We start from the raw sequence: 26,043 nt of genomic DNA, 5'->3' as shown, positions 1-26,043 counted from the left end.
AATTCAGGCCTCATGTCACCTGCGCTCGTTACAACCGCAAACTCCACCGTTACGTAGCGAAAGCCCCGTAGGACGGCCTCGCGCCCTGGTGAATTGCGTTGGTCAGGGCCGGTCTTTGACCGTGGTTCCGCTGTCCAGGCCGCTTTTGGCGGCGTTCGCGACTATAGCAGCAATGATTAAGTGCTTCAATTCCATAAAAATTGTTATCATCCGCGGCATGACAACTACTGCCCCTTCGACTCCAGGCGTTCAACTGCTTGAAGTCTCGCCGGAGTATGCCGGCCAACGAATCGACAACTTTCTCCTCGCCCGGCTCAAAGGCGTGCCCAAGACCTTGATTTACCGCATTTTGCGCAAAGGCGAAGTGCGTGTGAACAAAGGTCGGATCAAGCCCGAATACAAGCTGCAGGCCGGCGATATCGTACGCGTGCCGCCGGTTCGCGTGCCTGAGCGCGACGAACCGGTGCCGCTGGCCCAGGGGCTGTTGCAGCGCCTGGAAGCCTCGATTGTCTTCGAAGATAAAGCCCTGATCGTGATCAACAAGCCCGCCGGCATTGCGGTGCATGGCGGCAGCGGGCTGAATTTCGGCGTGATCGAAGCCTTTCGTCAGTTGCGTCCCGACGCCAAGGAGCTGGAGCTGGTTCACCGTCTCGACCGTGACACCTCCGGCCTGCTGATGATCGCCAAAAAACGCAGCATGTTGCGCCATCTGCACGAGCAGCTGCGTGGCGATGGCGTCGACAAGCGCTACATGGCGCTGGTCCGTGGCAACTGGGCAACCTCGATCAAGCAGGTTCGCGCACCGTTGCTCAAGAGCAATCTGCGCTCCGGCGAGCGCATGGTCGAAGTCAATGACGAGGGCAAAGAAGCCCTGACGCTATTCAAGGTGCTGCGCCGCTTCGGCGATTTTGCCACCATGGTCGAGGCGAAACCGGTTACCGGTCGTACCCACCAGATTCGCGTGCACACCTTGCATGCTGGCCATTGCATTGCCGGTGACAGCAAGTATGGCGACGAGGATTTCACCAAGGAAATCCGCGATCTGGGTGGTAAGCGCCTGTTCCTGCACGCCTACATGCTGACCGTGCCGCTGCCCGACGGCGGCAAGCTGAATCTGCAAGCGCCCGTCGATGAAATGTGGGCCAAGACCGTGGAGCGATTGAGTGCGCCCATCTGATTACAAGCTGTTGATTTTCGACTGGGACGGCACCCTTGCCGATTCCATTCATCGGATCGTCGAGGCGATGCACTCGGCGTCCGGGCGTTCCGGTTTCGAGCTGCGCGATGACTTCGCCGTCAAAGGCATCATCGGTCTCGGCTTGCCGGAAGCGATTCGTACGCTGTATCCCGAAATCAGCGATGCAGAAATGCTCGCGTTTCGCGAGTACTACGCCGATCACTACATCGCTGCCGAAGCCGTGCCTTCGCCGCTGTTCGAAGGGGTGGTCGAGTCGATGGCATCGTTTCGCGAGCAGGGTTATCACCTGGCGGTAGCGACCGGCAAGAACCGTCGCGGGCTGGATCGGGTACTCAAGGCCAATGGCTGGGAAGATTATTTCGATATCACCCGCGCTGCCGATGAAACTGCCAGCAAGCCACACCCTCTGATGCTTGAGCAGATTGTCAGCCACTGCGGCGTACGCCCGGAGCAGGCGTTGATGGTCGGTGATTCGTCGTTCGATCTGCTGATGGCGCGCAACGCGGGAATGGATTCGGTGGCGGTCAGTTATGGCGCGCAATCGATCGAGTCCCTGCAACAGTTCGAGCCGCGCCTGTCGATCGACCGTTTTTCTCAATTGCACGCCTGGCTGGGTCAGCGGGCTTAATACGTTTTTGCTGGGGTAGATGGCATGACCGACGAATGGAAAGCACCGGCCAAGGCAAGTGCCGACGACGGTGACGCGAAAAGCTGGAAGCTGTTGGAAAAGACTTTGCTGGCCGGCGTGCAGGAACAACGCCGTTCGCGGCGCTGGGGGATTTTCTTCAAGCTGCTGACGTTTGTTTATCTGTTTGTTGCGCTGCTGCTGTTCACGCCGCTGATGGACATGGAAAAAAGCGCCACCCGCGGCCCGAACTACACGGCGTTGATCGAGATCGACGGTGTGATCGCCGACAAGGAACCGGCCAGCGCCGATAATATCGTTGGCAGCCTGCGCGCGGCGTTCGAAGACAAGAAGGTCAAAGGCGTGGTCCTGCGCATCAACAGTCCGGGCGGCAGTCCGGTGCAGTCCGGTTATGTCTATGACGAGATCAAGCGTTTGCGTGGCCTGCATCCAGAGATCAAGCTCTACGCAGTGATTTCCGATCTTGGTGCTTCGGGCGCCTATTACATCGCCAGCGCGGCGGATCAGATCTACGCCGACAAGGCCAGTCTGGTCGGCTCAATCGGCGTGACAGCAGCGGGTTACGGTTTTGTCGGCGCCATGGAAAAGCTCGGGGTTGAGCGTCGCACCTACACCTCGGGCGAACACAAGGCATTCCTGGATCCGTTCCAGCCGCAAAAGCCTGAAGAAACCGCCTTCTGGCAAAGCGTGCTCGACACCACGCACAAGCAGTTCATCAACAGCGTCAAGCAGGGTCGTGGTGATCGCCTGAAGGACAAAGAGCATCCGGAGCTGTTTTCCGGGCTGGTCTGGTCGGGTGAGCAGGCGCTGCCGCTGGGTCTGATCGATGGCTTGGGCAGTGCCAGTTCGGTGGCGCGTGATGTGATTGGCGAGAAGGAGCTGGTGGACTTCACCGTGCAGGAATCGCCGTTCGATCGCTTCTCGAAAAAGCTCGGCGCCAGCGTGGCCGAGCAGTTGGCGATGTGGATGGGTTTCCACGGGCCTTCGTTGCGGTAAGACGTTTCAAGGTCGAAAGATCGCAGTCGGCGGCAACTCTTGCACGGATCGGTGTAGGAGCTGCCGAAGGCTGCGATCTTTTGCTTTCAAGGGATTTGCACGCCTTCGACCAACAACATGTCGATCAGGCGAATCAGCGGCAGGCCGATCAGGCTGGTGGCATCCGGGCCTTCGGTCGATTGAAACAGGCTCACGCCCAGTCCTTCGGCCTTGAAGCTGCCGGCGCAGTCGTACGGTTGCTCGATGCGCAGGTAGCGTTCGATGCGCGCCTGATCCAGCTGACGCATGTGCACGGTAAACGGCACGCAGTCGACCTGGCATTGCCCTGTGTGGCTGTTGAGCAGTGCCAGGCCGGTCAGGAATGTCACGCTCGCGCCGCTCGCCGCCATCAATTGCTCGCGAGCCTTCTCGAAGGTGTGCGGCTTGCCGATGATCTGTTCGCCGAGGACGGCGACCTGATCCGAGCCAATGATCAGATGAGCAGGGTGGCTGTCCGCCAGGGCGCGGGCCTTTTCTTCGGCGAGGCGTTTGACCAGGTCGATTGCGGACTCGCCCGGGCGATGGCTTTCGTCGATGTCCGGCGAGCTGCAGACGAACGGCAAGTGCAGGCGGGCGAGCAATTCGCGGCGATAAGTCGAGCTTGAAGCGAGTAATAAAGGCAGCATGGACGTCTCCTGAGGCAGGTGCGGATTCTAGCGGAGGCGCGCAAGTGACGGACAGGGCACAATTTCCTTTGACATGGGTGGGTGCATCCCTATAATGCTGCGCCTATGTTGAATGACCCGATTCCACCTCACGTTGACCCGCGCAAATTGGCTGACCGTGGCACCACCCTTCAAGGTGAACTGCTGCTGGCCGATTTGAAGAGACTCTGCGACCCGCTTTCCGACGATGTCGGTACGGTGCAGGCCAAATTCGTTTTTGAACGAGATGAACGTAAGTCTGTGGTCATCCACAGCTTTATCGACACCGAAGTCAAAATGGTTTGCCAGCGTTGTCTTGAGCTGGTCACCCTGCCGATCCACAGCGAATGCAGTTACGCGGTGGTGAAGGAGGGTGCGAATACCCAGTCGTTGCCGAAAGGTTATGACGTGCTGGAACTGGGCGAAGATCCATTGGATCTGCAGTCACTGATCGAGGAGGAGCTTCTGCTCGCCTTGCCCATTGTGCCTGCTCATCATCCGGAAGAATGCCAGCAGCCGGCGGGAGCAGATGAGCCCGAACCGAGCGAGGACGAGGTAACGCGGTCCAACCCGTTCAGTGTATTGGCGCAGTTAAAGCGTGACCCAAACGTTTAGGAGTTAATCAATTATGGCTGTTCAGCAGAACAAAAAATCCCGCTCTGCCCGTGACATGCGCCGTTCGCACGACGCTCTCGAGGCTAGCACCCTGTCTGTAGAAAAAACCACTGGTGAAGTTCACCTGCGTCACCACGTATCGCCAGAAGGCGTATACCGTGGCCGTAAAGTGATCGACAAGGGCGCTGACGAGTAATCACTTGTCTGCTCAAGTCATCGCGATTGACGCAATGGGCGGGGACTTCGGTCCCCGCAGCATTGTTCAGGCCAGTCTCGCTTGCCTGTCTGCTACACCCTCGCTGCACCTGACCCTCGTCGGTCAACCCTCCCTTCTTGAAGAACTGATCCACGGCCAGTCGGCTGCCGATCGCGCGCGCCTCACGATTGTTGCGGCCAGCGAAGTCATCACCATGGACGAAAAACCCGCTCAGGCCCTGCGTGGCAAGCCGGATTCGTCGATGCGTGTAGCCCTTGAACTGCTGCGCGATGGCAAGGTGCAGGCCTGTGTCAGTGCCGGCAATACGGGTGCGTTGATGGCCTTGTCGCGATTCGTGCTGAAGACATTGCCCGGCATTGATCGGCCGGCCATGGTCGCGGCGATTCCGACGCAGACCGGTTATTGCCAACTGCTCGATCTGGGCGCCAACGTCGATTGCAGTGCCGAGCACCTGTTGCAGTTCGCGGTGATGGGCTCGGTCGCTGCGCAGACTCTGGGTATCGCCCGTCCGCGTGTGGCACTGCTGAACATCGGCACCGAGGACATCAAGGGCAATCAGCAGGTCAAACTGGCCGCAACGTTGTTGCATGCCGCGCGCGGGATCAACTACATCGGTTTTATCGAAGGCGACGGCTTGTATCGCGGTGAGGCCGACGTGGTGGTGTGTGACGGCTTCGTCGGCAACATCCTGCTCAAGTCCAGCGAAGGTCTGGCGACGATGATTGCGGCGCGCATCGAGGCCCTGTTCAAGAAAAACTTGGCCTCGCGCGCTGTCGGCGCTCTCGCGCTGCCGTTGATGAAACGTCTGCAAGCTGATCTGGCCCCGGCGCGACATAATGGCGCAAGCTTTCTCGGCTTGCAGGGCATCGTTGTGAAAAGCCACGGATCGGCCGGGGTACAGGGCTTTCAGAGTGCCATTCAACGGGCGCTGATCGAGATTCAGGAGAACCTGCCCGAGCGTCTCCACGGTCGTCTGGAGGAACTGTTGTCTTAGGCGTTTTCGTCGGACAATGCTTAAATGTGACCGCCCGGTTCAAAGGGCCATCCAAACTGTCAGTTTCTGGCGTCCCCAACGGGGCGTTATTTTCCGACGACAAGATCATTAGGGGCTTGTTACATGTCTGCTTCCCTCGCATTCGTCTTTCCAGGACAGGGTTCGCAGTCCCTCGGCATGCTGGCCGAGCTGGGCGCGCAACATCCGCTGATCCTCGAAACCTTTCAAGAAGCCTCTGCTGCGCTGGGCTACGACCTGTGGGCACTGACCCAACAGGGCCCGGAAGAGCTGCTCAATCAAACCGACAAAACCCAACCGGCCATTCTGACCGCTTCGATCGCCCTGTGGCGTCTGTGGCTGGCCGAAGGCGGCGCGCGTCCGGCGTTTGTCGCCGGCCATAGCCTGGGTGAATATAGCGCGCTGGTCGCTGCCGGCAGCCTGAGCCTGGCTGACGCGGTCAAGCTCGTCGAGCGCCGTGGTCAGTTGATGCAGGAAGCGGTGCCGGCCGGGCAGGGCGGCATGGCCGCGATCCTCGGCCTGGAAGATGCCGACGTGCTGGCTGCCTGCGCCGAAGCGGCGCAAGGCGAAGTCGTCAGCGCGGTGAACTTCAACTCGCCGGGCCAAGTGGTGATCGCCGGTGCCAAGGCGGCTGTCGAGCGCGCCATCGAGGGTTGCAAGGCCCGTGGTGCCAAGCGCGCCATGCCGTTGCCAGTGAGCGTGCCGTCGCACTGCGAGCTGATGCGTCCGGCTGCCGAGCGCTTCGCTGAATCCATCGCCGCCATCGACTGGCAGGCGCCGCAGATCCCCGTGGTGCAGAACGTCAGTGCGCAAGTGCCGGCCGATCTGGAAACCCTCAAGCGCGATCTGCTCGAACAGCTCTACAAGCCAGTGCGCTGGGTTGAGTCGGTTCAGACTTTGGCCGCCAAGGGCGCGACCAATCTGGTCGAATGCGGCCCGGGCAAAGTCCTCGCTGGCCTGAACAAACGTTGCGCCGAAGGCGTTTCGACTTCCAATCTCAATACCCCAGATGCCTTCGCTGCCGCTCGCGCAGCGCAGGCCTGAATCAGGAGAAACTTGCATGAGTCTGCAAGGTAAAGTTGCACTGGTTACCGGTGCAAGCCGCGGTATCGGCCAGGCCATCGCGCTGGAACTGGGTCGTCAGGGCGCCATCGTTGTCGGCACCGCGACCTCCGCGTCGGGCGCCGAGCGCATTGCCGCGACCCTGAAGGAAAACGGTATCCAGGGCGCCGGTTTCGAACTCAATGTCACCAGCGACGAATCGGTCAGCGCCGTGCTGGCAGGCATTCAGGAGCAGTTCGGTGCGCCGGTGGCGATTCTGGTCAATAATGCCGGTATCACCCGCGATAACCTGATGATGCGCATGAAAGACGACGAGTGGTACGACGTGATCGATACCAACCTGAACAGTCTGTATCGCCTGTCCAAGGGCGTTTTGCGTGGCATGACCAAGGCGCGCTGGGGTCGAATTATCAGTATTGGCTCGGTGGTGGGTGCCATGGGCAACGCCGGCCAAGTAAACTATGCAGCCGCCAAGGCCGGTCTGGAAGGTTTCAGCCGGGCGATGGCGCGTGAAGTCGGTTCGCGTTCGATTACGGTCAACTCGGTAACCCCTGGGTTCATCGACACCGATATGACCCGCGAGCTGCCTGAAGCACAGCGTGAAGCCTTGCAGACGCAGATTCCGCTGGGTCGTCTGGGGCAAGCTCAAGAGATCGCGTCCGTGGTCGCTTTTCTTGCATCCGACGGTGCGGCATACGTTACCGGGGCTACAATCCCGGTGAACGGTGGGATGTACATGTAAGTAAAATGTGACGGATTGCTTCAAAAAAATGTCATACGAGCTGTCTAAAATCCGTTATAAAGCTGCAATCTATTTATAGGCAGAGGGCCGCAGGGTTTGAGGAGTGAAGCTTTCAGTTGAAAAACTGAAAAGGCTTTCTATACACTTACCCACTGGCCAGCTGCCTGAATTTGTCCATTAGGAGTGAAAACAAGGTATGAGCACCATCGAAGAGCGCGTCAAGAAAATCGTTGCCGAGCAACTGGGTGTTAAAGAAGAAGAAGTGGTCAACACCGCTTCCTTCGTAGAAGACCTGGGTGCCGACTCCCTTGACACCGTTGAGCTGGTGATGGCTCTGGAAGAGGAATTCGAAACCGAAATCCCTGACGAAGAAGCTGAAAAGATCACTACTGTACAAGCTGCAATCGACTACGTTACCAGCCACCAGGCGTAACAGTTTGTAATCGTTGCTTGCTGTCATGGAAAAACCGCACTGCCATCATGGCGTGCGGTTTTTTCTTTAGGCCTGATGCAAAGTCGTCATTTGAAAAAGGAGAGTGCTGTGTCGCGTAGACGCGTCGTAGTCACCGGTATGGGTATGTTGTCGCCACTGGGCACGGATGTGCCGAGCAGTTGGCAGGGCATTCTGGCTGGCCGCAGTGGCATTGGTCTGATCGAACACACCGACCTTTCTGCCTATTCGACCCGCTTCGGTGGTTCGGTCAAAGGCTTCAATGTCGAGGAATACCTGTCGGTCAAGGAAGCGCGCAAGCTCGACCTGTTCATTCAGTACGGCCTCGCCGCAGGCTTCCAAGCCGTGCGCAACGCCGGTCTGGAAGTCACCGATGCCAACCGTGAACGCATTGGCGTGGCCATGGGTTCGGGGATTGGCGGTCTGACCAACATCGAAGAGACCAGCCGCACCCTGCACGAGACCGGTCCGCGACGGATCTCGCCGTTCTTTGTGCCTGGCTCGATCATCAATATGATTTCCGGTTTCCTGTCGATCCATCTGGGCGCACAGGGACCCAACTACGCCATCGCCACCGCGTGCACCACCGGTACGCACTGCATCGGCATGGCGGCGCGCAACATCATGTACGACGAAGCCGACGTGATGATTGCCGGCGGCGCGGAAATGGCCGCTTGCGGTCTGGGCATGGGCGGCTTCGGCGCGTCCCGTGCGCTGTCGACCCGCAACGACGAGCCGACCCGCGCCAGCCGTCCATGGGACAAGGGTCGGGACGGTTTCGTCCTGTCCGACGGTGCTGGCGCTCTGGTTCTTGAAGAACTGGAACACGCCAAGGCCCGTGGCGCGACGATCTACGCCGAGCTGATCGGTTTCGGCACCAGTGGCGATGCGTTCCACATGACCTCGCCACCCGCCGATGGCGCCGGTGCCGCGCGCTGCATCACCAATGCCCTGCGCGATGCGAAAATCAACGTCGACCAAGTGCAGTACATCAACGCCCACGGCACCTCGACGCCGGCCGGCGACCTTGCCGAAGCCAACGCGATCAAGTCGGTGTTCGGCGATCACGCCTACAAGCTGGCCGTCAGCTCGACCAAGTCGATGACCGGCCACCTGTTGGGTGCGGCGGGCGCGGTCGAAGCGATTTTCAGCGTGCTGGCGATCAACAGCCAGGTGGCACCGCCGACCATCAACCTTGATGAACCGGACGAAGGCTGCGATCTCGATTTCGTTGCGCACACCGCGCGTAACATGGACATCGATGTCGTGCTGTCCAACTCCTTCGGTTTTGGCGGCACCAACGGCACGCTGGCGTTCCGCCGGTTCGCCGGCTGATGGACAGCTGGGTCGACGGTCAACCGGCTGACGCGCTGTCGCTGAAAGATCGCGGCCTGGCTTACGGCGATGGCCTGTTCGAGACCATTGCCGTGCGCAGTGGACAGCCGGTCCTGCTGGATCGACACCTGACGCGCCTGGCCGATGGCTGCGCGCGTCTGGCCATTGCGACCGATCTCGAGCTGGTTCGCCATGAGCTGCTCAGCTATGCCGCTGCGATGGGCGAGGGCGTGCTCAAGCTCATCCTCACTCGGGGTGACGGCTTGCGCGGTTATGCGCCCGATCCTGCGGCGCAGGGCCGACGCATCCTGCAAGGCAATCCGCCGGCGGCTTATCCCGCTGCCCATGCCGAGCACGGTATCCGCCTGTTTCCCTGCAACACGCGTTTATCTACGCAGCCGTTGTTGGCCGGGCTCAAACATCTGAATCGACTGGAACAGGTGCTCGCCCGCGCCGAATGGCAGGACAGCGAGCATGCCGAAGGCTTGATGCTTGATCAGGCCGGGCGCGTCGTTGAGGGCGTGTTCAGCAATATTTTCCTGGTGCGCGACGGTGGTCTGATCACGCCCGACTTGAAGCGCTGCGGCGTCGCAGGTGTGATGCGCGCGGAAATATTGTTTCAGGCCGAGTCGCTGGCCATCCCCACGCAAATCGCCGATATCCGCCTCGAACAGCTGCAATGGGCTGATGAAGTGTTTGTCTGCAACAGCGTTTATGGCGTCTGGCCGGTACGCGCCTGTGCTGCACTGAGCTGGCCGGTTGGCCCGCTCACCCGTAAACTGCAAACCATTGCCCGCGCGCTACTGGATGCTTGATTCGTGAGACGTAAACTTTTGCTGCTGCTGGAAACCGGACTGGTTCTGGCAGGGCTGCTGTTGGGCGCCAGCGCCTGGAAAATTCATTCGGCGCTGGAACAGCCCCTGAACATCCCGCAGGAACAACTGCTGGATGTGCCGAAAGGCTCTACACCGACCCGTACCTTCCTTGAACTCGAAACCGATGGCGTCATCAAGGACGCGTTCTGGCTGCGCGTCTACTGGCGCTTCAATCTTGCCGGCACGCCGATTCACAGCGGCGAATACCGCATGCAGCCGGGCATGACCGTCAACGGTCTGATCGAATCGTGGAAGCGCGGCGACGTGGTTCAGTACAGCCTGACCCTGGTCGAAGGCTGGACTTTCCATCAGGTGCGCGCCGCCCTGGCCAAGGACGACAAGCTCGAGCAGACCCTCAATGGTCTGAGCGACAGCGACGTCATGGCGAAGATTGGCCACAAGGGCTTGTTCCCCGAAGGCCGGTTTTTCCCGGACACCTACCGCTTCGTACGTGGCATGTCCGATGCCGAGCTGTTGAAGAAAGCCTTTGACCGTCTCGACGAAGTGCTCGCCAAAGAGTGGGCGCAACGTTCTGCCGATGTGCCTTACAGCGAACCTTATCAAGCGCTGATCATGGCCTCGCTGGTCGAGAAAGAGACCGGCGTTCCGCAGGAGCGCGGGCAGATTGCCGGCGTCTTTGTACGGCGCATGGCGCTGGGCATGCAGTTGCAGACCGATCCGACGGTGATTTATGGCCTCGGTGATCGCTACACCGGCAAACTGACCCGCGCGCATCTGAAAGAACCGACGCCCTATAACACTTACGTGATTCCCGGTTTGCCACCGACGCCGATTGCGATGGTCGGGCGCGAAGCGATTCATGCTGCGCTCAACCCGGTGGAAGGCAGCAGCCTGTATTTCGTCGCCCGTGGCGATGGCAGCCATGTGTTCTCCGATGATCTGGATGCGCACAACAACGCAGTGCGCGAATACCAGCTCAAGCGCCGTGCCGATTACCGTTCCAGCCCGGCACCAGTAACCGCGCCGGCCACCGATGAGGCCATTCCGGCGGCCTCGCCGAACACCGCGCCCGAGGTGCTGCCCGAAGTGCCATCGAAAGCGTCGCCGCAAGATCCGGCGCCAGCCCAAGAACCGGACGCCGCTGCACCGCAGAACGCGCAATGACTTTGATGAAGGACTGCCTGTGACTGGCTTGTTTATTACCCTGGAAGGCCCGGAAGGCGCGGGCAAGAGCACCAACCGCGAATACCTTGCCGAGCGCCTGCGCGCCGCCGGTATCGAAGTGCTGCTCACCCGTGAGCCTGGCGGTACGCCGCTGGCCGAGCGGATTCGTGACGTGTTGCTGACCCCGGCCGACGAAGTGATGCACCCGGACGCCGAGCTGTTGCTGGTGTTCGCCGCCCGCGCCCAACACCTGGCCGAGGTGATTCGCCCGGCGCTGGCCCGTGGCGCTGTGGTGCTGTGTGATCGTTTCACCGACTCGACATACGCCTATCAGGGCGGCGGTCGTGGTTTGTCGCTGGAACGCATCGCCACCCTGGAAACTTTCGTGCAGGGTGACTTGCGGCCCGATCTGACACTTATTTTCGATCTGCCCGTAGAGATCGGTCTGGCCCGCGCCAGTGCCCGTGGCCGACTGGATCGTTTCGAACTCGAAGGCCGGGCGTTTTTCGAAAACGTGCGCAATGCGTTCCTGAAGCGCGCCGAAGCCGACCCGTCGCGTTACGTGCGCATCGATGCCGGTCAGCCATTGGCCAAGGTCCAGCAATCGCTGGACACCTTGCTGCCGAATCTGCTGGAGCTGGCCCGTGGCTGAGGCCTATCCATGGCAGGACAGCCTCTGGCAGCAACTGGCCGGACGCAGTCAGCATGCCCACGCGTACCTGCTGCACGGTCCCGCCGGTATCGGCAAGCGTGCTCTGGCCGAACGCTTGATGGCCAGCCTGCTGTGTCAGCGTCCTACGCCTGAGGCGTGCGGCGAGTGCAAATCCTGCTTGCTGCTCAAGGCCGGCAGTCATCCGGACAATTACATCCTGGAGCCGGAAGAGGCGGACAAGGCGATCAAGGTCGATCAGGTTCGTGATCTGGTCAGTTTCGTCGTGCAGACCGCGCAGCTCGGCGGGCGCAAGGTGGTGTTGATCGAGCCGGTCGAGTCGATGAACATCAACGCTGCCAACGCCTTGCTCAAAAGCCTTGAAGAGCCGTCCGGCGATACTGTTCTGCTGTTGGTCAGCCACCAGCCCAGCCGTTTGTTGCCAACCATCAAAAGCCGTTGCGTGCAGCAGGCCTGCCCGTTGCCGGGCGAGGCGATGAGCCTGCAATGGCTGGCTCAGGCGCTGCCGGATTGCGCGGAAGAAGAGCGCGTCGAACTGCTGACGCTGGCCGCCGGATCGCCGCTGATGGCGGTCAGCCTGCAGTCGCAAGGTGTGCGTGAACAACGTGCACAAGTGGTCGAAGGCGTAAAGAAGTTGCTCAAGGGCCAGCAATCGCCGACGCAACTGGCGGAAGAGTGGAAAAGCATTCCGATGTTGCGTCTGTTCGACTGGTTCTGCGACTGGTCGAGCCTGATCCTGCGCTATCAACTGACTCAGGACGAAGCCGGCCTCGGCCTGGCCGATATGCGCAAGGTCGTGCAGTACCTGGCGCAGAAAAGCGCGCAGGGCAAAGTGCTGGATATTCAGGACTGGATTCTCGCCCAACGGCAGAAAGTGTTGAGCAAGGCCAACCTCAACCCGGCCCTGTTGCTGGAAGCATTGTTGGTGCAATGGGTGGGATTGCCTGGTCAAAGATAAGAATGTGTACCTAGACTCTGAAGATCAGCAGTGGAGGTGAACATGATTGAACCTGTCAGCCCGGGGCCGCGTAACGGCATCTTGTCCCTGACCATCAAGGACAAGTCGGTGCTTTACGCCGCCTACATGCCGTTCATCAAGAATGGTGGTCTGTTCATCCCGACCAACAAAAGCTACCGGTTGGGCGACGAGGTGTTCATGCTGTTGCACCTGATGGACGAAGCGGAAAAAATCCCCGTCGCCGGCAAAGTCGCCTGGATCACCCCCAAAGGTGCACAAGGCAATCGCGCCGCCGGTGTCGGCGTGCAGTTCAATGACGGCGACGACACTGCGCGCAGTCGCATCGAAACTCATCTGGCCGGAGCGCTGAAATCCGACCGTCCCACTCATACGATGTAAGTTGCAGTCCTTTTTATGCTCGTAGATTCCCATTGTCACCTTGACCGTCTCGACCTCGCCGCCCATGACGGCTCGCTGGATGCCGCACTCGCTGCGGCCCGCGAGCGTGGGGTCGGACACTTTCTGTGCATCGGCGTCAGTGCCGACAACGCCGCCGACGTCAAAGCCCTCGCCGAGCGGTATGCCGATGTTGATTGTTCGGTCGGCGTGCATCCGCTGGATGTTCAGCCGGGCGCGGCTCCTGCGCTGGACTGGCTTCTGCACGAACTCAATCATCCGAAAGTGGTGGCGATCGGCGAAACCGGTCTCGACTATCACTACGAGCCGGAAGCCGCCGAGTTGCAGCAGGAGTCGTTTCGCCTGCACCTGCAAGCGGCGCAGCAGACCGGCAAACCGGTGATCATCCACACCCGTGGCGCCCGTGCCGACACCCTCGAACTGCTGCGCGAAGCGGCGCTGCCCCAGGCGGGCGTGTTGCATTGCTTCACCGAAGACTGGGACATGGCCAAAGCGGCGCTGGACATGGGTTATTACATTTCCCTGTCGGGCATTGTTACGTTCCGCAATGCCGACGCCTTGCGTGACGTGGCGAGCAAAGTGCCGGCCGATCGCCTGCTGGTGGAAACCGACTCGCCGTACCTGGCGCCGATCCCGTATCGCGGCAAGCCGAACCTCCCGCAGTACGTGCGCGAAGTGGCGGAGTTTCTGGCGATGTTGCGTGGTGAGAACTACGAGCGCTTTGCCGAGCAGACCACAGAGAACTTCAAGCGTCTGTTCCCGCTGGCGAGTGTTAAATCTGCCCTGTGACGGCTGGCCAAATCGCAGGCAAAAAAAACCCGGGTTCTGGGGGGTGAATCCGGGTTAAGACCATTAGGAGTAAAACAAAGGCACGCGGTCCGTTGGTACCTTTATCGGCGCGACACTTGGGGGAGATGTCGCCCGACAGTTCAAGTATTGATCAGTCTGGCGTGCAGTCCAGTGAGCCGGTGGGGGTTTTTAAACAAATTTGGAATACGTTTGCTTCAGTTGAGTTCTCATTGCACCCGAATCGTTCTCGAAATGAACAAGAAACACAGATTTGGTCGATGAACCGTGCTTTTTTGCGCAAGTTAGGCATAATACGCGGCTTCGAATTTTGACCCTTCAGACCTTTTTCTTATGCATAAAGAACCTCGTAAGGTCCGTGAATTTCGTCGCCGCGAGCAGGAAATTCTCGATACCGCGCTCAAGCTGTTCCTCGACCAGGGTGAAGACAGTGTCACCGTCGAGATGATTGCTGATGCTGTGGGTATCGGCAAAGGCACGATCTACAAGCACTTCAAATCCAAGGCGGAGATCTACTTGCGCCTGATGCTCGACTACGAGCGCGATCTGAACGAGCTGCTGCATTCGGCGGATGTCGACAAGGACAAGGAAGCGCTGTCGCGCGCCTACTTCGAATTCCGCATGCGCGACCCGCAGCGCTATCGCCTGTTCGACCGCCTCGAAGAGAAAGTGGTCAAGGGCAATCAGGTGCCGGAGATGGTCGAGGAGCTGCACAAGATCCGTGCCTCGAACTTCGAACGCCTGACCCTGCTGATCAAGGGTCGCATCAGCGAAGGCAAGCTCGAAGACGTGCCGCCGTACTTCCACTACTGCGCATCCTGGGCATTGGTGCACGGCGCGGTGGCGCTGTATCACTCGCCGTTCTGGAGCAATGTGCTGGAAGATCAGGAAGGCTTCTTCCAGTTCCTGATGGACATCGGCGTGCGCATGGGCAACAAGCGCAAGCGCGACCCGGAAACGCCGAGCACATAAGTCATTCAGCGGGCTGATTGCGCCGTGTTTTCACAACATGGCGCAATAGCACAGGAATATACTCAGGCATAGGGCTTGCTAAAACCTGATTTCTCAGTCAAGTTTTGCTCGCTCGATTTTCTTTCGCCGGAGTGTTTCATGATCGTTGACCGTCAAGGCAGGCGTTTTCGCAATCTGCGCATCAGCCTGACCTCTGCCTGCAACTACGCCTGTACCTACTGCGTGCCCAACGGCAAGCGGTTGGTCGCTGCGCAGGATGAGCTGTCGGCCGAAGCCATGGCACGGGGCGTCGAATACCTGATCGAAGCGGCCGGCATCGAGCGCCTGCGCATCACTGGCGGCGAGCCACTGGTCAGCCCCAAACTCGAATCGTTCATGACTGCCGTCGGCCAGATGGGCCTCGACGACATCAGCCTGACCACCAACGGTCAACTCCTCGCGAAAAAACTGCCGCTGCTGGTCGATGCCGGTCTGCGCCGGATCAACGTTTCCCTCGATACTCTCGATGCCGCTGCTTTTCGCAGCATCGCCCGTGGCGGCGATCTGGCCAGCGTGCTCGATGGCATGGATCAGGCTGCCGCCGCCGGGATGAAGATCAAGGTCAACATGGTGCCGTTGCGCGGGCAGAACCTCGATCAGGTCATGCCGTTGCTTGATTACTGTCTGGAGCGCGGCTTCGAACTGCGCTTCATCGAGCTGATGCGCATGGGCCACCTGGCCAAGGATTCCAATGCCTTCCTGCAGCAGTTCGTCAGCCTTGAGCAGTTGCTCGGCCTGATTGGCGAGCGCTATGAATACGCCCAGACCGACGCACCGGTGGACGCCACGGCCGTACGCTATGCGATTCCCGGTCGCGGCAATTTCGGAGTGATCGCCAACGAAAGCGTGCCGTTCTGCCGTACGTGTTCGCGCTTGCGTCTGTCGTCGACCGGTTGGCTGCATGGCTGCCTGTCGTCGAGCAACCGCCACTATGTCGGCGATCTGCTCGACAAGCCGCGCCACCAGGCGTTGCCGGCGCTGCAACGTTTGCTGGTCAAGGCGTTGGGTGACAAGCAGGAAGTGGCGTTTTCCGGTGGTGCGACCGTCATGAAGATCATTGGCGGCTGATTAACCGCTTTCGCGAGCAGGTCGAATCGTCGCACCGTCGCTCCCACATTTGGAATGCATTTCAATTGTGGGAGCGAGCCTGCTCCGAATGCCTCTATCACTGAATTTGCCGAGCTGGCGCAAAAGCTGCATCCAACGGCCATTCGCCGGTTTTCCGACACCGGCTTCTGGAGGAATAGGATGCGTAGCCTGGTTTTGCTGCTGGCCGTTTTGGCGCTTGGTGGCTGCATGAATGTCAGCGATATGGCCGAAGGCACTCGGTATCACATGAGCGATGCGGGGCTTCTGGACCACAGCGACAGCCGCCGGGTGAACAATCTCCGCATTCAGCCGGACTCGTTCATCTTCATCGCCCAGGGTGCGTTCGCACCGCCGGGTGGTTCCTATCCGCGGCCGAACGTGGTCGCCGAAGAAGCCTTCAAGGGCTTTGTCGAATATTTCCCGATGGTCCGCCGCGCCCGTGCGCCGGAAGGCCTCGATCAAGCCATGGGCGAAGCCCGTGATGCCGGCGCGCATTATCTGCTCTACACACGTTTCGCCAAGGCTGACGACCGCATCGGCAACTCTGACGAGTGGCTGGATCAGGAGGCGGTGGATCGCCTCGGTATCGACGGCGGCGTGATTCAGATCATGTTGATCGAGACCAGCACCCAGTATTTGATTGATACTGCACGGATCAAGAGTCGTGGCGGTTTACTGACGTTCCATGACTCCAAACCCGAAGACCTCATCGGTCCGCCGCTGGCGCAATACGCACGCAGCCTGCTGGGGATCGGCGACCAGTAATCAAGGAGTACGCCATGAGTGACCCGCAAACAGCCAATGACCTGCTGGGGCAGATCCCCAAGACCAAAGGCCTGCCACCGGTGCATTTGTGGAACCCGGATTTCTGCGGCGACATCGACATGCGCATCGCCCGCGACGGCACCTGGTACTACCTGGGCACGCCGATCGGGCGCAAGCCGATGGTCAAACTGTTCTCCACCATCATCCGCCGCGACGGCGATGATTACTTCCTGATCACCCCGGTCGAGAAGGTCGGGATCAAGGTCGATGACGCGCCGTTCGTGGCGGTTGCCGTTGACGTGGAGGGGGAGGGCGAGGCGCAGGTTTTGCGCTTTACCACCAATGTCGAGGAAACTACCGAGGCGGGGGCCGAGCATCCGCTGCGTGTCGAGATCAATCCTGAGACCCAGGAGCCTGCGCCTTATGTGCATGTGCGCAGCAACCTTGAAGCGCTGATTCACCGCAATGTGTTTTACCAGTTGGTGGAACTGGCGGTGAGCCGCGAGATCGATGGTCAGCGCTGGTTGGGCGTGTGGAGTGGCGGCGAGTTCTTTCGCATCGGTCTGGAGCCCTGACACAACATCAAAATGTGGGAGCGAGCCTGCTCGCGAACGCGCTGTATCAGTCGCCAGCAATGTTGACTGACACGACGCTTTCGCGAGCAGGCTCGCTCCCACAATGGTTTGTGCAAGCTGAAAAAAATCCGATTGACTGTTATTCGTATGATGATTAGCGTAGGCACCCATCGCGATTCGCCTTGAGGTGTACATGTCCAGCAGCTTTCATGCGTCGACCGTTGACTGGCTGGGCAGTTGGATTGCTGCCGGTCAGGTCAAGCCGGGGCAGACCATCAAGGTCGAGGCGGATCTGGGCGAACAGCTTGGTGTCAGCCGCACGGTGATTCGCGAAGCCATCAAAACCCTCGTCGCCAAAGGCATGCTCGAAGTCGGGCCGAAAGTCGGCACGCGGGTGTTGCCGGTCCGGCGCTGGAATCTGTTCGATCCGCAAGTGGTCGGTTGGCTATCGCGCAACGGCTTGCCGGAAAACTTCGTCGATGACCTGCTGGATTTGCGCCGCACCATTGAGCCGATGGCGGTGCGTTGGGCCTGTGAGCGCGCAACGCCGGAGCAGATCGAAGCGGTGCAACTGGCTTTCAATGCACTGGAGCGTGCGGTCGACAGTGGCATCGATTACAACCGTGCCGACCAGGCCTTCCACGAATGCATCCTGGCCGCCAGCCATAATCAGTTCATCGAACAAATGGTCCCGGCCCTCGGCGCGTTGCTGGCGGTGTCGTTCGAAGTCTCCGCCGCCGACCCCGATGAACTGCGCCGCACCTTGCCGATCCATAAAGACATGGCCGACGCCATCGCCGCGCGCGATTCGACCCGTGGCGTGTGGGCGTGCATGACCTTGATCGACAACGCCGACCTGGCGATAAAACGCTTTTACCCGAAAGTCATGGCCAGTAGAAAAGCTAGCTGAAAATGTCGAGACATCCTGTGGTAGCGAGCTTGCTCGCGAATGCGTCAGGTCAGATAAATCATCATTGACTGACACTCCGCCTTCGCGAGCAAGCTCGCTTCCACAGTAAAACAACAACTCAGAAGGACTTGATATGCCGTTCACCGCCCTGACCCAACACCGCGCGAAACTCGGCGAAGGCCCGTTCTGGGATGCTCCGACCCAAGCGCTTTACTGGGTCGATATCGCCGGTAAGCAAGCGTTGCGCCTGATCGGTCAGAACGTGCAGATCTGGCAGATGCCCGAGCACATCTCCGCCTTCATTCCCTGCGCCAGCGGCGATGCGCTGGTCACGCTCAGCAGCGGTGTCTATCGGCTGGATCTCGATTCGCCCGGCCTCGAGCCACGCTTGACGTTGTTCTGCGTTGCCGACCCGCAACCGGGCAACCGCCCCAACGAAGCCCGTTGCGATGCCTTGGGCCGGTTGTGGTTGGGCACCATGCAGAACAACATTGGCGAGCACGGCGAGGATCTGCCGCTCGTACGCCGTTCCGGTGGCCTGTTCCGCATTGACCCCGATCAGCGCGTCACACCGCTGCTACTCGGTCTGGGCATCCCCAACACCCTGCTGTGGAGTGACGACGGCACCACGCTGCTGTTTGGTGAAAGCCTCGACAGCACGCTCAATCGATATTTCATCCGCACCGACGGCAGTCTTGATGCGCCGCAGGTGTTTTACTCGTCCGATCAACACGGTGGTCCCGATGGCTCGGCGATGGACGCCGAAGGCTACGTGTGGAATGCACGCTGGGACGGCAGTTGCCTGTTGCGCCTGACGCCGGACGGGCAGGTGGATCGCAAAATCGATCTGCCGGTCAGTCGCCCGACCAGTTGCGTGTTCGGTGGCGAAGACTTGAAAACCCTGTTCATCACCAGTGCCAAGAGCCCGCTGAATCATCCTTTGGACGGTGCGGTGCTGAGCATGCGCGTTGATGTTGCAGGAAAACTCTGTACGCGTTTTGCTGGCTAGATCCCAAAATATGGGATGCAAAATTATATATTGAGATTATTTGGCGGTCGGGTTTATAGTCGGCTCCAGCAGTAACACGCACTCACACTTAAAAAGAACAAAACAGGTGAAGTGATGCAGCGAATTCTTCTCGCCCGCGCAAGCGGGATCCGCCTTTTGTCGCGGCTTAATGCCGTCGGCGACGCTTGCCTGTTTGTTTTCCCCAGCCGTCAGAACCGGACATCGACCGATGCCCGGTTTTTTTGCGCCTGCGTGCAGGAGGCCTGAGCCATGGCTGAAGCGCTGACATTGCCGGCAGTGCCGGCGCCGCCGAAAGGCGAGCGCCTGAAAAACAAGGTCGTGCTGTTGACCGGGGCCGCTCAGGGCATCGGCGAAGCGATTGTCGCCGCCTTCGCCTCGCAGCAAGCCAGATTACTCATCAGCGACATCCAGGCCGACAAGGTCGAGCAGGTCGCCGCTCACTGGCGCGATCAGGGCCATGACGTGCAGGCGTTCAAGGTCGACGTATCGAATCAGCAGGATCTGCACGCCCTGGCCCGACGCGCGGTGGAATTGCATGGCCGCATCGATGTGCTGGTCAACTGCGCCGGGGTCAATGTGTTCCGCGATCCTTTGCAGATGACCGAAGAAGACTGGCGCCGCTGCTTTGCCATCGATCTGGACGGCGCCTGGTATGGCTGCAAAGCCGTGCTGCCGCAGATGATCGAGCAGGGCGTAGGCAGCATCATCAACATCGCCTCGACCCATTCCAGCCACATCATTCCCGGCTGCTTTCCGTACCCGGTGGCCAAGCACGGCTTGCTCGGCCTGACCCGCGCACTCGGCATCGAATACGCGGCCAAGGGCATTCGCGTTAACGCCATCGCGCCGGGCTACATCGAAACGCAACTGAACGTCGATTACTGGAATGGCTTTGCCGATCCGCACGCCGAACGGCAGCGCGCCTTTGACCTGCACCCGCCCAAGCGCATCGGCCAGCCGATCGAAGTGGCAATGACGGCGGTGTTTCTGGCCAGCGATGAGGCACCGTTTATCAACGCTTCGTGCATCACCATCGATGGTGGTCGCTCGGTTATGTACCACGACTGAATAAAACGGATCTCCAGCGCTGAACTACGCTTGAAATCCAATCATCATACGATATGACTATTTTTAACCGGCTTCACTGAGAACACGCTTCAACGCTTTTCAAACCTTGCTCAAAAAAAAATAACAAGGAGTCATCTGATGAAACGTCGTTTCGGGATTCGTACCCTGTGCAGCACTGCCCTGGCGGTCACTGCGTTCAGCCTGAGCAGTGCGCTGCTCGCCGCCGACGCGGTGAAGATCGGTTTTCTGGTCAAGCAGGCCGAAGAACCGTGGTTCCAGACCGAATGGGCTTTTGCCGAAAAAGCCGCCAAGGACAAAGGCTTTGAACTGATCAAGATCGCCGTGCCGGATGGCGAGAAGACCCTCTCGGCCATCGATAGTCTGGCCGCCAACGGCGCCAAGGGTTTTGTGATCTGCCCGCCTGACGTGTCCCTCGGCCCGGCCATCATGGCCAAAGCCAAGATCAACGACTTGAAAGTGATTGCCGTCGACGACCGTTTCGTCGATGCCAACGGCAAGTTCATGGAAGACGTGCCGTACCTGGGCATGGCCGCGTTTGAAGTCGGCCAGAAGCAGGGCGCCGCCATGGCTGCCGAAGCGAAGAAGCGTAACTGGGACTGGAAAGACACCTACGCGGTGGTCAACACCTACAACGAACTCGACACCGGCAAGAAGCGCACCGACGGTTCGGTCGATGCCCTGAAGAAGGCCGGCATGCCTGAGGACCACATCCTCTTCGCCGCGCTGAAAACCCTCGACGTACCGGGCAGCATGGACGCCACCAACTCGGCGCTGGTGAAACTGCCGAGCGCGGCGAAGAACCTGATCATCGGCGGCATGAACGACAACACCGTGCTCGGCGGCGTGCGCGCCACCGAAGCGGCCGGGTTTGCCGCGAGCAACGTAATCGGCATCGGCATCAACGGCACCGACGCCATCGGCGAGTTGAAAAAGCCTAACAGCGGCTTCTTCGGTTCGATGCTGCCAAGCCCGCACATCGAAGGCTACAAGACCGCCGAGATGATGTACGAGTGGATCACCGCTGGCAAAGAGCCGCCGAAGTACACCGCCATGGATGACGTCACCCTGATCACCCGCGACAACTTCAAGCAAGAGCTGGAAAAAATCGGCTTGTGGAACTGAGGCAGCGACGGCCCGGGCAGCCGGGCCGTTTTTCGGTGTGAAGAGGTGGCTTTATGCACGCGCAAGTACAGACACAAGAACAACACGGCGCCAGCGGCAGCCTGCGCTTCAACGGGATCGGCAAGACCTTTCCCGGCGTGAAAGCGCTCGACGGCATCAGTTTCGTCGCCCACCCCGGCCAGGTTCATGCCTTGATGGGCGAGAACGGCGCGGGCAAATCGACCCTGCTGAAAATCCTCGGTGGCGCTTACATTCCGAGCAGCGGCGAGCTGCAGATCGGCGAGCAGGCGATGGCGTTCAAGTCCACCGCTGACAGCATCGGCAGCGGCGTCGCGGTGATTCACCAGGAACTGCATCTGGTCCCGGAAATGACCGTGGCCGAGAACCTGTTTCTCGGGCATCTGCCGGCCAGTTTCGGCCTGATCAATCGCAGTGAGCTGCGTCAGAAAGCCTTGAATTGCCTGAAAGGCCTGGCCGACGAAATCGATCCGCAAACCAAGGTCGGACGCTTGTCGCTGGGTCAGCGGCAGTTGGTGGAAATTGCCAAAGCGCTGTCGCGCGGCGCCCACGTTATCGCTTTCGACGAACCGACCAGTAGTCTCTCGGCACGCGAGATCGATCGCTTGATGGCGATCATCGGTCGTCTGCGCGACGAAGGCAAAGTGGTGCTCTACGTGTCCCATCGCATGGAAGAAGTCTTCCGTATCTGCGACGCCGTCACCGTGTTCAAGGACGGCCGCTACGTGCGGACCTTCGACGACATGAGCCAGTTGACCCACGATCAACTGGTGACCTGCATGGTCGGTCGCGACATTCAGGACATCTACGATTATCGCCATCGCCCGCGTGGCGCCGTGGCGTTGAAAGTCGATGGTTTGCTCGGCCCGGGCCTGCGCGAGCCGATCAGTTTCGAAGCGCACAAAGGCGAAATCCTTGGCCTGTTCGGACTGGTCGGGGCAGGGCGCACCGAGCTGTTTCGCCTGCTCAGCGGACTGGAGCGCAACACCGCCGGCCGTCTCGAATTGCGCGGTCATGAGCTGAAGCTGCGCTCGCCCCGTGACGCGATTGCCGCCGGCATTCTGCTCTGCCCGGAAGATCGCAAGAAAGAAGGCATCATCCCCCTGGCCAGCGTCGCCGAGAACATCAACATCAGTGCCCGTGGTGCGCATTCCGGGCTCGGCTGCCTGATTCGCGGCCTGTGGGAAAAGGGCAACGCCGACAAGCAGATCAAGGCCCTGAAAGTGAAAACCCCGCACGCCGGCCAGCAGATCAAGTTCCTTTCCGGCGGCAATCAGCAGAAGGCCATTCTCGGCCGCTGGCTGTCGATGCCGATGAAAGTCCTGCTGCTCGACGAACCGACCCGTGGCATCGATATCGGCGCCAAGGCCGAGATCTACCAGATCATTCATAACCTCGCCGCCGACGGTATTTCGGTGATCGTGGTGTCCAGCGATCTGATGGAAGTGATGGGCATTTCCGACCGCATCCTGGTGCTGTGCGAAGGCGCCCTGCGCGGCGAAGTCAGCCGCGACCAGGCCAATGAATCCAACCTGCTGCAACTGGCTTTGCCACGCCACCGCGCTGACGGCGTGGCGAACTGAGAGGTGACTATGATGACTACGCAAAATGAAACCCTGCCGACCGAGCGCAAACCGCTGGACCTGCGGCGCTTCCTCGATGACTGGGTCATGCTGCTGGCGGCGATCGGCATCTTTGTCGCCTGCACATTGCTGATCGACAACTTCCTCTCGCCGCTGAACATGCGTGGCCTGGGCCTGGCGATTTCCACCACCGGCATCGCCGCGTGCACCATGCTTTATTGCCTGGCGTCCGGGCACTTCGACCTCTCGGTCGGCTCAGTGATCGCCTGTGCCGGCGTGGTCGCGGCGGTGGTGATGCGTGACACCAACAGCGTGTTTCTCGGGGTCAGCGCAGCACTGGTGATGGGCCTGATCGTTGGTCTGATCAACGGCATCGTGATTGCCAAGTTGCGCGTCAATGCGTTGATCACGACGCTGGCGACCATGCAGATCGTTCGCGGTCTGGCCTATATTTTTGCCAACGGCAAAGCGGTCGGTGTTTCGCAGGAATCGTTCTTCGTCTTCGGTAACGGCCAACTGTTCGGTGTGCCGGTGCCAATCCTGATCACCATCGTTTGCTTCCTGTTTTTCGGCTGGCTGCTGAACTACACCACGTACGGGCGCAACACCATGGCCATCGGTGGCAACCAGGAAGCGGCGCTGCTGGCGGGTGTCAACGTCGACCGGACCAAGATCATCATCTTCGCCGTGCACGGTTTGATCGGTGCGCTGGCGGGTGTGATTCTGGCCTCGCGGATGACTTCCGGGCAGCCGATGATTGGTCAGGGTTTTGAACTGACGGTGATCTCGGCTTGCGTGCTGGGCGGGGTTTCGCTGAGTGGCGGCATTGGCATGATCCGCCATGTGATTGCCGGGGTGTTGATTCTGGCGATCATCGAGAATGCGATGAACCTGAAGAACATCGACACGTTTTATCAGTATGTGATTCGGGGTTCGATCTTGCTGTTGGCTGTGGTCATTGACCGCCTGAAACAACGCTAACGTCAAAAGCTACCCTCACCCCAGCCCTCTCCCGGAGGGAGAGGGGGCCGACCGAGGTGTCTTGCGTTCTGCATCGACGTGAAATACCGAGTTGACTACGGATTCGACAATTACTCGGCAACAGGTCGATTTCGGATTCGGCGCAACACTTTCAGGTCGGCGTATCTCCTGAGCATCCCCCAATCAGTTCCCTCTCCCTCCGGGAGAGGGCTAGGGTGAGGGGCTTTTGATTTTGCTCTTCCCATCGGTCACCTCCCACAAATATCCCTTGCCCGCCACGCCCCGTTTCGGTTATCAATTTGTACATGATTAGACAGGTACGATTCGACAAGAAACAAAGGGTGGTCGACGAGCTCGTCCGACGCATCGAGAGCGGCCTCATGGAGGACGGCTTTCTGTTGCCCGGCGAACATCAGTTGGCTCAAGAATTCCAGGTCAGCCGTGGCACCTTGCGTGAGGCGCTGGCCGAACTGAAGCGGCGTAATTACATCGCCACGCAGAGCGGTGTCGGCTCCATTGTCACTTTCGACGGTGTCGCGCTGGATCAGCGCAGCGGCTGGGCGCAGGCGTTGGCCGACAGCGGGGCGCTGATCAATACCGAAGTGTTGCGCCTCGAAGCCGTGACTCGCCCGGATCTGCTGGTGCGTTTCGGCACCGATCAATTCATCACCCTCGACCGTCGCCGGCGCGCCACCGACGGTACGCTGGTGTCTCTCGAACGATCCTTGATGCCGGCTAACGGCGGCCTGGAAAGCCTGCCCCGCGTTGGCCTGATCGACAATTCCCTGACCATCACCCTGGCCGCCTACGGCTACATCGGCGAGCGCGGCGATCAGTGGATCGGCGCCGAGCCGCTGAATGCCGAAGACGCCGAGCTGCTCGGCCGTCCGGTCGGCACGGTGTTTCTCAAAGCCCTGCGCACCACCTACGACCGGCAGAACCGTTTCATGGAACAGGTCGAAAGCCTGCTCGACCCGGTGCACTTTCGTCTGCACCTGCAATTCGGAGAATCGAAATGACCGCGCTCAACCGTGCGCTTGGCGCTTTCTATGGTCTGGCCCTGGGTGACGCGCTGGGCATGCCGACGCAATCGCTCGATCGCGAAACGATCAAGGCGCGCTTCGGCCAGATCACTGATCTGCAAGACGCAGGTCCCTTGCAACCGATCGCCGCGAACATGCCCAAAGGCTCGATTACCGATGACACCGAGCAGGCGATCCTGGTCGGCGAGTTATTGGTCGAAGGTCACGGCCGCATCGAGCCGGCGGTCCTCGCCCAGCGCTTGATCGAGTGGGAAGCCGAGATGCAGGCCAAAGGCTCGCAGGACTTGCTCGGCCCGTCGACCAAGCGCGCCATTGAAATGATCCTCGCCGGGCATTCCCCGGAAGAAGCCGGGCGCTACGGCACCACCAATGGCGCGGCGATGCGCATTACCCCGGTGGGCATTGCCGCGAACGTGGCCGATCCGCAGCGCTTCATTGCGGCGGTCGTGCAGGCTTGCCAAGTGACGCATAACACCACGCTGGGAATTTCCAGTGCGGCGGCGGTGGCGGCGGTGGTCTCTGCTGGCATCAATGACGTCGATCTCGGCGAGGCGCTGAACCTCGGCCAGCAGATCGCCCAGCAGGCCGAAACCCACGGGCATTGGGTGGCTGGCGGGCGCATAGCCTCGCGCATCAGTTGGGCGCGCAGTATCAGTGTCGACAGCGACAAAGCACTGCTCGCCGATCTGCTCTACGACGTGATCGGTACATCGGTGGCGTCGCAGGAGTCGGTGGTGGTTTCATTCGCACTGGCCCAGCAAGTGGCCATCGGCGAGATGACTGCATTCGAAGCGCTGTGCATGGCGGCCAGCCTGGGCGGCGACACGGATACCATCGCGGCGATTCTCGGCGCCATGCTCGGGGCTTGCCTGGGCCTTGAGTGCTGGCCGCAGCCGATGATCGAGACGGTGAAAGCTGTTAATCAGCTGGAGCTTGAGCCGTTGGTGCAGGGGCTGTTGGCCTTGCGTTGACTGGCTGGCCTCTTCGCGAGCAGGCTCGCTCCCACAATTTGTATTCA

General features: G+C 60.1%; 29 protein-coding genes. 28 read left to right on the top strand and 1 reads right to left on the bottom strand.

The window, feature by feature from the left end:
- Nucleotides 1-217 precede the first annotated feature (217 nt).
- From rluC to sppA, 3 genes are read left to right on the top strand one after another with little or no spacing between them, the layout of a single operon-like run.
- On the top strand, nt 218-1,177 hold the full coding sequence (gene rluC, locus OK411_RS20665; RefSeq protein WP_016770994.1) for a 23S rRNA pseudouridine(955/2504/2580) synthase RluC: 960 nt from the start codon (nt 218-220) through the stop codon (nt 1,175-1,177).
- Nucleotides 1,164-1,826 carry an HAD-IA family hydrolase gene (locus OK411_RS20660; protein WP_041479448.1) on the top strand — a complete coding sequence of 221 codons (663 nt, stop codon included), beginning with the start codon at nt 1,164-1,166 and terminating at the stop codon, nt 1,824-1,826. The genes rluC and OK411_RS20660 overlap by 14 nt, the downstream gene beginning before the upstream one ends.
- A gap of 24 nt (nt 1,827-1,850) precedes the next feature.
- Complete coding sequence (sppA, locus tag OK411_RS20655) at nt 1,851-2,840, top strand: signal peptide peptidase SppA (RefSeq protein WP_136492928.1); 990 nt, start codon at nt 1,851-1,853, stop codon at nt 2,838-2,840.
- 86 nt (nt 2,841-2,926) lie between these two features.
- On the opposite strand, the gene OK411_RS20650 is transcribed toward sppA, so the two are convergent.
- On the bottom strand, nt 2,927-3,505 hold the full coding sequence (locus OK411_RS20650) for a Maf family protein (RefSeq protein ID WP_016770991.1): 579 nt from the start codon (nt 3,503-3,505) through the stop codon (nt 2,927-2,929).
- 105 nt (nt 3,506-3,610) lie between these two features.
- On the opposite strand from OK411_RS20650, the gene OK411_RS20645 reads away from it, so the two are divergent.
- From OK411_RS20645 to OK411_RS20525, 25 genes are all read left to right on the top strand, one after another.
- Nucleotides 3,611-4,138, top strand: a complete 528-nt coding sequence (locus tag OK411_RS20645) for a YceD family protein (RefSeq protein ID WP_003204262.1) — start codon at nt 3,611-3,613, stop codon at nt 4,136-4,138.
- 13 nt (nt 4,139-4,151) lie between these two features.
- Nucleotides 4,152-4,334, top strand: a complete 183-nt coding sequence (gene rpmF / locus OK411_RS20640; RefSeq protein WP_003179396.1) for a 50S ribosomal protein L32 — start codon at nt 4,152-4,154, stop codon at nt 4,332-4,334.
- 4 nt (nt 4,335-4,338) lie between these two features.
- A complete protein-coding gene (gene plsX / locus OK411_RS20635; RefSeq protein WP_264365616.1) occupies nt 4,339-5,349 on the top strand; it encodes a phosphate acyltransferase PlsX in 1,011 nt (336 codons plus the stop codon).
- Nucleotides 5,350-5,472: 123 nt separating this feature from the next.
- Entirely contained in the window at nt 5,473-6,411 is a 939-nt protein-coding gene (gene fabD / locus OK411_RS20630) for an ACP S-malonyltransferase (RefSeq protein ID WP_024013921.1), read from the top strand.
- Nucleotides 6,412-6,427: 16 nt separating this feature from the next.
- Nucleotides 6,428-7,171: a 3-oxoacyl-ACP reductase FabG gene (gene fabG, locus OK411_RS20625; RefSeq protein ID WP_016770989.1), complete on the top strand. Its 744-nt coding sequence runs from the start codon at nt 6,428-6,430 to the stop codon at nt 7,169-7,171.
- A gap of 196 nt (nt 7,172-7,367) precedes the next feature.
- Nucleotides 7,368-7,604, top strand: a complete 237-nt coding sequence (gene acpP / locus OK411_RS20620) for an acyl carrier protein (protein WP_003175607.1) — start codon at nt 7,368-7,370, stop codon at nt 7,602-7,604.
- Nucleotides 7,605-7,712: 108 nt separating this feature from the next.
- Nucleotides 7,713-8,957 (top strand): beta-ketoacyl-ACP synthase II, encoded by a 1,245-nt coding sequence (gene fabF, locus OK411_RS20615; protein ID WP_038860467.1) that lies wholly within the window; start codon nt 7,713-7,715, stop codon nt 8,955-8,957.
- Nucleotides 8,957-9,772: an aminodeoxychorismate lyase gene (gene pabC, locus OK411_RS20610; protein ID WP_136492930.1), complete on the top strand. Its 816-nt coding sequence runs from the start codon at nt 8,957-8,959 to the stop codon at nt 9,770-9,772. The genes fabF and pabC overlap by 1 nt, the downstream gene beginning before the upstream one ends.
- 3 nt (nt 9,773-9,775) lie before the next feature.
- Nucleotides 9,776-10,957 (top strand): endolytic transglycosylase MltG, encoded by a 1,182-nt coding sequence (gene mltG, locus OK411_RS20605; RefSeq protein ID WP_264365615.1) that lies wholly within the window; start codon nt 9,776-9,778, stop codon nt 10,955-10,957.
- Between the two features lie 19 nt (nt 10,958-10,976).
- The gene (gene tmk, locus OK411_RS20600; RefSeq protein WP_016770985.1) at nt 10,977-11,609 is read left to right on the top strand and encodes a dTMP kinase; all 633 of its coding nucleotides are present in this window, start codon (nt 10,977-10,979) and stop codon (nt 11,607-11,609) included.
- A complete protein-coding gene (locus OK411_RS20595) occupies nt 11,602-12,585 on the top strand; it encodes a DNA polymerase III subunit delta' (RefSeq protein WP_256809747.1) in 984 nt (327 codons plus the stop codon). Before tmk ends, OK411_RS20595 begins: the two co-directional genes overlap by 8 nt.
- A gap of 42 nt (nt 12,586-12,627) precedes the next feature.
- Entirely contained in the window at nt 12,628-12,984 is a 357-nt protein-coding gene (locus OK411_RS20590; protein ID WP_016770983.1) for a PilZ domain-containing protein, read from the top strand.
- Between the two features lie 15 nt (nt 12,985-12,999).
- On the top strand, nt 13,000-13,791 hold the full coding sequence (locus tag OK411_RS20585; RefSeq protein ID WP_116658525.1) for a TatD family hydrolase: 792 nt from the start codon (nt 13,000-13,002) through the stop codon (nt 13,789-13,791).
- A 351-nt stretch (nt 13,792-14,142) separates the two neighbouring features.
- Complete coding sequence (locus tag OK411_RS20580) at nt 14,143-14,781, top strand: TetR/AcrR family transcriptional regulator (RefSeq protein WP_016770981.1); 639 nt, start codon at nt 14,143-14,145, stop codon at nt 14,779-14,781.
- Between the two features lie 138 nt (nt 14,782-14,919).
- Complete coding sequence (locus OK411_RS20575) at nt 14,920-15,888, top strand: GTP 3',8-cyclase MoaA (protein ID WP_076563802.1); 969 nt, start codon at nt 14,920-14,922, stop codon at nt 15,886-15,888.
- A gap of 180 nt (nt 15,889-16,068) precedes the next feature.
- Nucleotides 16,069-16,674 carry a DUF4823 domain-containing protein gene (locus OK411_RS20570; protein ID WP_016770979.1) on the top strand — a complete coding sequence of 202 codons (606 nt, stop codon included), beginning with the start codon at nt 16,069-16,071 and terminating at the stop codon, nt 16,672-16,674.
- Nucleotides 16,675-16,688: 14 nt separating this feature from the next.
- Complete coding sequence (locus OK411_RS20565; protein WP_136492932.1) at nt 16,689-17,249, top strand: DUF1285 domain-containing protein; 561 nt, start codon at nt 16,689-16,691, stop codon at nt 17,247-17,249.
- Nucleotides 17,250-17,442: 193 nt separating this feature from the next.
- Nucleotides 17,443-18,159, top strand: a complete 717-nt coding sequence (locus tag OK411_RS20560; RefSeq protein WP_016770977.1) for a FadR/GntR family transcriptional regulator — start codon at nt 17,443-17,445, stop codon at nt 18,157-18,159.
- A 133-nt stretch (nt 18,160-18,292) separates the two neighbouring features.
- Complete coding sequence (locus OK411_RS20555) at nt 18,293-19,168, top strand: SMP-30/gluconolactonase/LRE family protein (protein ID WP_136492933.1); 876 nt, start codon at nt 18,293-18,295, stop codon at nt 19,166-19,168.
- A gap of 270 nt (nt 19,169-19,438) precedes the next feature.
- A complete protein-coding gene (locus OK411_RS20550) occupies nt 19,439-20,257 on the top strand; it encodes an SDR family oxidoreductase (RefSeq protein WP_136492934.1) in 819 nt (272 codons plus the stop codon).
- 138 nt (nt 20,258-20,395) lie between these two features.
- Entirely contained in the window at nt 20,396-21,400 is a 1,005-nt protein-coding gene (locus tag OK411_RS20545; RefSeq protein ID WP_110601693.1) for a substrate-binding domain-containing protein, read from the top strand.
- Nucleotides 21,401-21,453: 53 nt separating this feature from the next.
- Nucleotides 21,454-23,001 carry an L-arabinose ABC transporter ATP-binding protein AraG gene (gene araG / locus OK411_RS20540; RefSeq protein ID WP_041479431.1) on the top strand — a complete coding sequence of 516 codons (1,548 nt, stop codon included), beginning with the start codon at nt 21,454-21,456 and terminating at the stop codon, nt 22,999-23,001.
- A 12-nt stretch (nt 23,002-23,013) separates the two neighbouring features.
- On the top strand, nt 23,014-23,982 hold the full coding sequence (araH, locus tag OK411_RS20535; RefSeq protein WP_038861078.1) for an L-arabinose ABC transporter permease AraH: 969 nt from the start codon (nt 23,014-23,016) through the stop codon (nt 23,980-23,982).
- A 305-nt stretch (nt 23,983-24,287) separates the two neighbouring features.
- Nucleotides 24,288-25,001, top strand: coding sequence for a GntR family transcriptional regulator (locus OK411_RS20530; RefSeq protein WP_016770970.1), 714 nt, complete (start codon nt 24,288-24,290; stop codon nt 24,999-25,001).
- Nucleotides 24,998-25,996, top strand: a complete 999-nt coding sequence (locus OK411_RS20525) for an ADP-ribosylglycohydrolase family protein (RefSeq protein WP_264365614.1) — start codon at nt 24,998-25,000, stop codon at nt 25,994-25,996. The genes OK411_RS20530 and OK411_RS20525 overlap by 4 nt, the downstream gene beginning before the upstream one ends.
- Nucleotides 25,997-26,043 lie beyond the last annotated feature (47 nt).

The organism is Pseudomonas sp. RG1 (genome assembly GCF_025910115.1).
Lineage (GTDB): Bacteria > Pseudomonadota > Gammaproteobacteria > Pseudomonadales > Pseudomonadaceae > Aquipseudomonas > Aquipseudomonas atacamensis.
Note: the sequence above shows the minus strand (reverse complement) of the source record. Positions and strands in the feature narration are given on the sequence as shown.